This is a genomic window from Flavobacterium sp. YO12, assembly GCF_004119495.1.
GTDB lineage: Bacteria > Bacteroidota > Bacteroidia > Flavobacteriales > Flavobacteriaceae > Flavobacterium.
The window spans coordinates 1-9,037 of the sequence record NZ_NRQU01000106.1; the positions used below are offsets into that span (position 1 = coordinate 1).

Sequence of the window (9,037 nt, forward strand, 5' to 3'; positions counted from 1 at the left end):
ATATTCATTATCATAAGTATACACCGTTGAATCTCTTTCGATACTATAAACTTCTCCAGTTGTTCTCTTAAAAACAGTATTACTAATAACCAATGAAATGTTTTTATTTTTTAATATAATAGATGTCTTATTTTCAATGTTAGAATTAGACACATTATCTCCTAAATTTTTGGTTTCAATCAAGTCATCATTGACATACGTTATAGCATAATAATTTCCTATTAAGTTAATACGCCTTTTATCATCATATTTGAATTCTTGCTTGTCAGTCATATACGCCATATTACTACTAGTAGGAAACGTAATAGAAACCAAATTTTGTGTTGCCGGATCAATTGTTTCCGATTGATCTGATTTTGGAGAATCTTCTGATGAGCACGCAGATAAATTAAGTAAAATGATAGTTAATGATAACAATGAAAAAAAATTTAATTTCATATTTTGGTAGGTTTTAAAAGTGAAATGTTTTAATTAATTGGGCTATTATAATTTATGGCAAACTTAAAAAAATATTAAAACAATAATAAGCATTTTCTTAAAAAAAAGCAGAAATTATAAAACAACTGATTAAACAACTATTTAAAGATTAAAAAAAAGTTAGCGGGAAATAAAGAGACAAAATATCTAAGTTTTCTTTACCAATATATCTTCCGGACTTGGCATCTTGTGAGATTTTTAAATTATATCTTAAACGAACTGCTGTCTACCTATACAAAAATCATTGCCTCTTTGTAACTTTGAACCTTTTTTTAAGTCAAGAACTTAAACTAATCCCGTGAAATAATAAAAAATGAATATACGCCTTTTGTCTAAAAAAGATAGTAAAGCCTCTGTTTGGAGCGGCGGATTGACCTATGAATACATGATATATCCTAAATCAGCAAATTATGCCGATAGAGATTTTATATTCAGAATAAGCAGTGCTACAATAGAGGAATCGCCTTCAGAATTTACTAAATTTAAAGGCTACTACCGATACTTGGTCATGCTTGATAACAATCTAGATATTGAGATAAACAAAGAAAAAAAAACGTATAAGAAATATGAAATCATGGAATTTAATTCGGATGACGAAGTAACTTCTTATACAAAAGGGATTGATTTTAATTGGATGGTTTCTGAAAATATATCCCATCATAAACTGGCAATAACAAATCGCAATCAGAATTGTAATGCTCAAATACTGCTTTTATTTTCTTTACAGACAACCGTTATTGCGATTAATGAAAAGTCATATTCTCTAGAACCATATGATTTACTGGTGATTGAAAATCAAGAAAAGGAAAATGTAATACTTGATTTTTCTACTGAATGTCTTTTTGGATTATTAGATTTTTAATTCTTTTGCCGCGAAGGAACAAAGGCACTATTTTTTTGATAAAGTTCCCGCACAGTTTGTCATTTCGACGAAGGAGAAATCACACTCGTAAATCGATAAAGTTAACCTTCTTTGCGGAATTTCTAGTGCGATTTCTCGTACCTCGAAATGACAAGATTGGGGATAAATGCATTAAATAAAACCTTTGCAACTCTGAACCTCTGTGCCTTTGAACCTTCCTTAAAGAACTAACTCTTCAAACAAACGCTGAATCGTTTTCTCCAAATCCTGACACAAACCTGGATGTGGTCTTGACGTCTGGATCGCTGAACTTCTAATTGCGGTTAACCAGCGAAAACGCTCCGGAATATCAAATTCGGCAATTGGTCCGCCATCTTTGGCTCCGTTTGTGATTTTTTCTAATGAGGTTAAATTGCATTCTAATTGTTCGATATCGAAATCATCAGAAAGTGCTTGTATTTTTTCTTTATTGAGATGAAAAAGAACTTTTATAAATTTGGCTTTTTTACAAAACAAAATAATTCCGATATTCAGAAATTCTTCGCGCTCTACCCTTGGTACAACTCGAATCACGGCATATTCATATAAGTGACTATCTTGCATTTTGAGCCTGATTTACAAAGGTTTCTGAATTTTCTAATCTGGTTTTTAAAAACTGTAAATACACATTTCTTAAACCTTCGGGCGTTTCATCGGTATCTTCCCATTGCAGCCATTCTAGCGGAATTGTATTTACAATATCTTCTAAAATTTCTGTTGTTAAAAGCGCTTTAAACTCGGCATCAACTTCTTTTAAAAGTGAAGCCTGCGGCAGTAAAACGTGATCTTTTATCAATGCAAAAGGACTTTTGGCATGTTGTTCCCAATTGTTCCAAGAATGATGAAAATACAAACACGCACCATGATCTATGAGCCATAGTTCTTTATGCCAAATCAGCATATTGGTGTTTTTAAAAGTTCTGTCGACGTTTGTAATATAAGCATCCAGCCACACAATTTGCGAAGCCAATTTGGCATCGACAGTGGTTACAACAGGATCAAAAGTAATAGCACCTGATAAAAAATGAAGTGCAAGGTTTAATCCTTGACTTCCTTGCAGTAAATCTTGAATTTCTTCATCGCCTTCGGTTCTTCCAAAAGCTTCATCAAGGTTAGCAAAAACCAATTCTGGCAGCTGCAATTTTAAAGCTTTTGCAATTTGTCCGCCTACTAATTCGGCTATAAGTGCTTTTACACCGTGTCCGGCTCCTTTAAATTTTAAGACGTATTTAAAATCGTCATCGGCTTCTGCCAAAGCGGGTAAAGATCCGCCTTCACGCAAAGCTGTAATATAACGAGTAACATTTACCGTTCTAAGATCGAAGTTGTTTTTCATTTTTTAAAGATTCAAAGATGCTAAGGTACTGAGTTGCTAAATTTCTAATCTTTGACATTACAAACTTACGATTTTTGATTTTTTATTTAACCGCAAAGCACGCTAAGATTTTATTTAATAAGGATTTTACAAAATCGCAAAGTTCGCAAAGCTATATCTACAAAAACTTTGCGAACCTTACGTAAACCTTTGCGCTCTTTGCGGTTAAGCTAAACTCAAAAACGCTTTTCCAAGATATTTAATAATTGTAGAAGCTGTAAAAGACTCATAGCCCGTTTTTGGCAAAGCTAAATCGGCTGTTAATCCGTGCAGGTAAACGCCAAGTTTTGCCGCATATTTGGGTTCGTAGCCTTGTGCAAGAAGACTTGTTAGAATTCCTGTTAAGACATCGCCGCTTCCTGCAGTTGCCAGCGCTGCGTTTCCGCTCGTGTTTTCGTACACTGAAGCTCTGTTGATGATGTAGGTTGGCGCTCCTTTCATGACCACAATAACTTTGTATTTTTCTGAAAAAGCAGTCGTTTTTTGAAATTTCTCGGCTTCTGAGTTCCACTTTCCAATCAAACGTTCTAATTCTTTTGGATGAGGTGTTAGGATGGTATCTTCTGGAACTAATTCCAGCCAAGACAGGTTTTCGGCTAAAATATTCAATGCGTCCGCATCAATAACTAAAGGCGCTTTGTTTACTCTTAAAAATTCAAATAAGGCTTTTTGCATTCCCAGCTCCTTCCCTATTCCTGGTCCAATGCCAACTGCCTGCGGAATTAACGGCAAATGAATGTTAGTAATGAAATTTGTGTTTTCATCTGTAACGGTCATTACTTCGGGAATTGAGATTTGAAGAATCTGATAACCGCATTTTGGGATAAAAGTCGTTACGAGTCCGCATCCTGATTTTAAACAGGATTTTGAGGCCAGAACGGCCGCTCCCATTTTTCCATAACTTCCCGCAATAATAACGGCATGGCCTTGAAGTCCTTTGTGTGTATGAGGATTTACGGTTTTGTAGACTCTTAAAACTTCTTCTTTTGTGATTAAATACGGAGATTTCATTTGATGCTTTTTTATTTTAAACACACAGAATCATAGCTTTTCTTTGCGAATAAAGGCGTTTCACTTGTTTGAACAAACATAGCTGATTATGAAAACTTTGTATAAAGAATTCTTTTATATTTCTCGATTAAAGTTACATAAAAAATCGAATGCACGAATGTTTCTTTTAAACGGTCAGCCCTAGCCCTGATAGAAGCGGCATCCTTTTATTTTTTTCTTTAAAAAGTAAAAGATATAGCGGATAGCAGGAAATAGCTCCTAATCATTGCGAAATTTATAATTTATACCGTTCAAATTTGATATTTTTTAAATAAATTTGCGATTCAATTTTATAAAACAACACAATGAAAAATACTGCGCTTACGCACATACATGAGAGTTTGGGAGCAAAAATGCTGCCTTTTGCGGGTTACAATATGCCTATTACATACGAAGGTGTAAATGCTGAACATGAAACTGTTCGAAACAGTGTAGGTGTTTTTGACGTTTCGCATATGGGTGAATTTTTACTTACTGGTCCAAATGCTTTGTCTTTGATTCAGAAAGTAACTTCAAACGATGCTTCGACTTTGACAATTGGAAGAGCGCAATATTCTTGCCTGCCAAATAATGAAGGCGGAATTGTAGATGATTTGATTGTATATAAAATGAAAGAAGAAGAGTATTTACTTGTTGTAAATGCTTCGAATATTGAAAAAGACTGGAACTGGATTTCATCTCACAATGATTTAGGTGTTGAAATGAAAAATCTTTCTGATGATTATTCTTTATTAGCTATTCAAGGACCTAAAGCGGTTGAGGCAATGCAGCCTTTATCGTCATTAGATTTAGCTGCAATTCCTTATTACCACTTTGAAGTTGGTGATTTTGCAGGTTTTAACGATGTAATTATTTCTGCTACTGGATATACTGGTTCTGGCGGATTTGAAATTTATTGCAAAAATGCAGATGCTGAAGCAATCTGGAACAAGGTTTTTGAAGCTGGTGCAGCTTACGGAATCAAACCAATTGGTCTTGCTGCTCGTGACACTTTACGTTTAGAAATGGGATTCTGTTTGTACGGAAACGATATTAACGATACAACTTCTCCTCTTGAAGCTGGTTTAGGATGGATTACTAAGTTTACTAAAGATTTTACCAATTCTGAAAGTTTAAAAAAACAAAAAGAAGCTGGCGTTACAAAAAAATTAGTAGCTTTTGAAATGCAGGAACGTGCGGTACCAAGACACGATTACGAAATTATTGATGCTCAAGGCGAAGTAATTGGTATTGTAACTTCTGGAACAATGTCTCCGTCTATGAACAAAGGTATTGGTTTAGGATATGTTACTGTTGCAAACAGCGCTGTTGACAGTGATGTTTTTATTAGAATTAGAAAAAATGATGTTCCTGCAAAAGTGGTAAAACTGCCTTTTTACAAGAAATAATATTTTCCTAAAATAGTTAGAAAATGCATTACAAATTGTAATGCATTTTTTTTGGCCAAAAATTAAAGTATTTACAAGAAAAAGTGATTTAATCTGCGTTATTTTCAAATGCATTTACGGCTGTTAAAAACATTTATCCGAATGTAAGATTTTTTAGAAAAAACGTAATTTTTATGAAAAAATAAACGTAATTTTAGTCTAAACGAAGATTTTCGATTTATGAAAAAAATAGTATTAGTATTGATGTTAACTGCCAACGTTCTATTTAGTCAAAATAGTGACAACACCTGCGAAATACTAAACAAAATAAATGCAACAATCCAAGCAGAACATCTACGCCCAAAACCAGTCGATGACAGTTTATCGGTTTTTGTTTTCGATAATTTAATTAATGAATTAGATCCTTCTCGAAACATTTTCTTCAAAAGTGAATACGATGAAATGGCAGCAAAATATCGTTTAAACTTAGATAATTTAATTCTAGAAAACGACTGCAACTTTTTGGCTGACATTACATCAAAATACATTTCCGGATTAGAAAGAACAAAAAATATTCTTGAAAAAATTCAAGCCGCACCTTTTGATTACAGCAAAAAAGATACGATTAGATTTTACAAAAAATCATTTCCATTTTATTTGAAAAATGAAGACTTAGAAAAGGTATGGCGAAAAAAAATACGCTACCAAATTCTTGATGATATGGCAGAGACAAGTGATAATTTAGATTCTATTAAAACCAATTTTAAATCTATAGAAGCAAAATCTAGAAAATTGATTTTATCAAATGAAATCTGCCGTATTAATACGCTGCTGGAAACCAAAACAAATCAAAACGAGAATCTTTATAATTTTTTCTGCACTTATTTTGATCCGCATACAGCCTATTTTAGTGATGACTCTAAATCGAGCTTTGTTGCGTCGTTATCAAAAGAGCATTTATCATTAGGAATGACGGTAAATCTTAATGAAAAAAATGAAATTATTGTACAAGAACTTGACCCAAATGGTCCTGCCTATCAAACTGGTCAGATAAAAAAAGGCGACCAAATCGTTTCGGTTTCTAATCAAAAAGAAACACTTCAGGTTTCTTGCGCTTCACTAGAATCTATTTCGACTATGATTTTATCTGAGGCGAACAAAAGCTTAACCATAACTCTTAAAAGAAACTCTGGTAAAAGTTTTGAAGTTTACATCGAAAAGCAAGTAATGAAAGACGAAGAAAATTCGGTTTTCAGTTTTATAATTGGTAAAGACAGTAAAATTGGATACATCAAAATTCCAAGTTTCTATGCTGATCTAGATGGAAACAGTCGCAAAGGCTGTGCCGATGATGTAGCCAGAGAAATTATAAAATTAGAAAGAGACAATATCAAAGGTCTTGTTATAGATTTAATAGATAATGGCGGCGGTTCTATGGAAGAAGCCATAAAACTGGCAGGAATGTTTGTTGATTATGGTCCGCTTTCGATTGTTATCGATCATACTAAAGAAAAATCTATTATAAATGATCCTTTTAAAGGTGTAATTTACAAAGGCCCAATTGTAATACTTGTTAATAGTAATACAGCATCGGCAAGTGAATTTTTCTCGTCTATTATGCAAGATTATAATCGCGCTCTTTTATTAGGCAGCAGTACTCTTGGTAAAGCAACTATGCAGACAATCCTTTCGCTTGACGAAACAAAGAATACTGATTTTCTAAAAATTACGATTAATAAATTTTACCGAGTAACAGGAAAAAGCCATCAATACATAGGTGTTACGCCCGATGTGGTTCTTCCTGAGTTTTATGAAGATGTTTATCAAAAAGAAAGTGACTTTCCAACTGCTATTAAAAATGACAGCATTACCTCAACGCTAAAATACCGCCCGTATGTAAAACGAGCTTTAATCGATAAACTAGCCAAAAACAGCAAGACAAGGCTGGCAGATAATTTTTATTTTAATGATATTAAAAAGATCAATCTAAAAATAGATCAATTAGTAAACACTCCAAAAGCCGAAGTGCCAATGACGATCGACGCTGTCTTTAATCAAAAAAAAATAGTAAATTCTTTGTGGAAAGAAATCAATACTTTTAATGACGAAAATAATCCGCTGGACGTTTACAACTCCACAGTAAATCAGTATTTATTGAGTGCATATCCTAATGACAAAACAATAAATCAATACCAAATAGATCATTTAAAAATAAACCCATACTTAAATGAAGCGGTTAATATTATAAATGACTTTAATTCGTCAAAATAATTTTTCTTTGTTTCAGGTTTCAGTTTTTACCGTAGTAAAGTGCACTAAGTTTTACGCAATATTGTACCAACTTGAAACTTAAAACCTGAAACTTTAGGTTTAACCTCAAAACAAATCGAAAAAAACTTAAATTTTGATTTTGGAAAAATTAAGGAATAACCGTATTTTTGCATCACAAAAACTAAAAATTAGAAATGGGAAGAGCGTTCGAATTTAGAAAAGGAAGAAAAATGAAACGTTGGTCAGCAATGGCTAAAACATTTACCAGAATTGGTAAAGATATCGTTATGGCAGTTAAAGAAGGTGGTCCAAACCCTGATGCCAATTCTAGATTAAGAGCTGTTATACAAAATGCAAAAGCCGCAAACATGCCGAAAGACAATGTGGAGCGCGCGATAAAAAATGCAAGTAATAAAGATACTGCCAACTATAAAGAAATTTTATTTGAAGGATATGCGCCTCACGGAATTGCAATCTTGATTGAAACTGCATCTGATAACAATAACAGAACGGTTGCTAATATTCGCAGTTATTTTAACAAATGCAACGGAACTATGGGAACTCAAGGTTCTGTTGAGTTTATGTTTGACCATACTTGTAACTTTAGAATTGCAAACAACGGTCTTGATGCTGAAGAATTAGAGCTTGAATTAATTGATTTCGGTGCCGAAGAAGTTTTTGAAGATGAAGATGGAATCTTAATCTATGCTCCTTTTGGAAGTTTTGGTGCTTTGCAAAAAGAATTAGAAAACAGAGGTCTTGAAATTTTATCATCAGGCTTTGAGCGTATTCCGCAAATCACTAAAGAATTAACAGAAGCTCAAATCGCTGATGTTGAAAAATTAATCGAAAAAATTGAAGAAGATGATGACGTTATGAACGTTTATCATACTATGAAAGAGGAATAATCTTTTCTTTTTTTACAATACAAAACTTGAACTCCAGAGAAATCTGGAGTTTTTTTTTATTAATACGAAAACACGTAAACCAAAAACAAAATTAATGCATACGTTTGAAAAAAAAACAAAACAAGACGATAGACAGCTATACTAACAAATCATTTATTCATTAATAATACAATGAAAAAAGCTCTTGCCTATATAATAATAGTATTTGCATCACTAATGTTGATTGAAGAAATAATTCATAATTTTTCAGTTCTCAAAACTGGATATACGATCGCATTTTGCAAAGATGGCTTTGTAAAAGATACATTAATAATCACAGAATCTGGTCCGGCTACTGGTGTAGGTCGAAATACATCTTCTAATTTTGTCTATCATGGTTTTTTAGTCTCTAATAATAAAAAGGCCTCATTAACAATGAACATCAACATTTCTACATTTTCATATCGTTTTAAAGATCATCGACTAATGGTCTATCACTCTAAATACACATCTACCAATTTGTTTTATCAGAAACCTACCAGTTTTTTAGGTTTAGACTTCAAATATTTTCTAGAACCCTTTTTCTTTTTATTTGCTTTATTTTCAATAATTTATTTAATTTTTAAAAGAAATCAATAATCGAACAAAACCATTATATTTTGAATTCTGATAACTAAATAAATTATTAAACAAACACTAACAAACCGAT

Annotated in this window: 9 protein-coding genes; 5 read left to right on the forward strand and 4 right to left on the reverse strand. The window is 32.7% G+C overall.

The window, feature by feature from the left end:
* Positions 1–438: hypothetical protein (locus tag BOW55_RS20055; RefSeq protein ID WP_164975081.1), on the reverse strand; the 438-nt coding region annotated here is incomplete at its 3' end.
* 352 nt (positions 439–790) lie between these two features.
* On the opposite strand from BOW55_RS20055, the gene BOW55_RS20060 reads away from it, so the two are divergent.
* Positions 791–1,339, forward strand: a complete 549-nt coding sequence (locus tag BOW55_RS20060; RefSeq protein WP_129026173.1) for a HutD family protein — start codon at positions 791–793, stop codon at positions 1,337–1,339.
* Positions 1,340–1,558: 219 nt separating this feature from the next.
* On the opposite strand, the gene BOW55_RS20065 is transcribed toward BOW55_RS20060, so the two are convergent.
* From BOW55_RS20065 to BOW55_RS20075, 3 genes are all read right to left on the reverse strand, one after another.
* Complete coding sequence (locus BOW55_RS20065; RefSeq protein WP_129026175.1) at positions 1,559–1,942, reverse strand: DUF3037 domain-containing protein; 384 nt, start codon at positions 1,940–1,942, stop codon at positions 1,559–1,561.
* A complete protein-coding gene (locus tag BOW55_RS20070; RefSeq protein WP_129026178.1) occupies positions 1,932–2,714 on the reverse strand; it encodes a HipA family kinase in 783 nt (260 codons plus the stop codon). The genes BOW55_RS20065 and BOW55_RS20070 overlap by 11 nt, the downstream gene beginning before the upstream one ends.
* Positions 2,715–2,918: 204 nt before the next feature.
* On the reverse strand, positions 2,919–3,764 hold the full coding sequence (locus BOW55_RS20075; protein ID WP_129026180.1) for an NAD(P)H-hydrate dehydratase: 846 nt from the start codon (positions 3,762–3,764) through the stop codon (positions 2,919–2,921).
* A gap of 344 nt (positions 3,765–4,108) precedes the next feature.
* Here BOW55_RS20075 and gcvT point away from each other — a divergent pair, with 344 nt between their 5' ends.
* From gcvT to BOW55_RS20095, 4 genes are all read left to right on the forward strand, one after another.
* The gene (gene gcvT / locus BOW55_RS20080; RefSeq protein WP_129026182.1) at positions 4,109–5,191 is read left to right on the forward strand and encodes a glycine cleavage system aminomethyltransferase GcvT; all 1,083 of its coding nucleotides are present in this window, start codon (positions 4,109–4,111) and stop codon (positions 5,189–5,191) included.
* Positions 5,192–5,410: 219 nt separating this feature from the next.
* Positions 5,411–7,441 carry a S41 family peptidase gene (locus tag BOW55_RS20085; RefSeq protein ID WP_129026184.1) on the forward strand — a complete coding sequence of 677 codons (2,031 nt, stop codon included), beginning with the start codon at positions 5,411–5,413 and terminating at the stop codon, positions 7,439–7,441.
* A 194-nt stretch (positions 7,442–7,635) separates the two neighbouring features.
* Positions 7,636–8,349: a YebC/PmpR family DNA-binding transcriptional regulator gene (locus BOW55_RS20090; RefSeq protein ID WP_026729302.1), complete on the forward strand. Its 714-nt coding sequence runs from the start codon at positions 7,636–7,638 to the stop codon at positions 8,347–8,349.
* A gap of 171 nt (positions 8,350–8,520) precedes the next feature.
* On the forward strand, positions 8,521–8,967 hold the full coding sequence (locus tag BOW55_RS20095) for a hypothetical protein (RefSeq protein WP_129026186.1): 447 nt from the start codon (positions 8,521–8,523) through the stop codon (positions 8,965–8,967).
* The last annotated feature ends 70 nt before the right edge of the window (positions 8,968–9,037 follow it).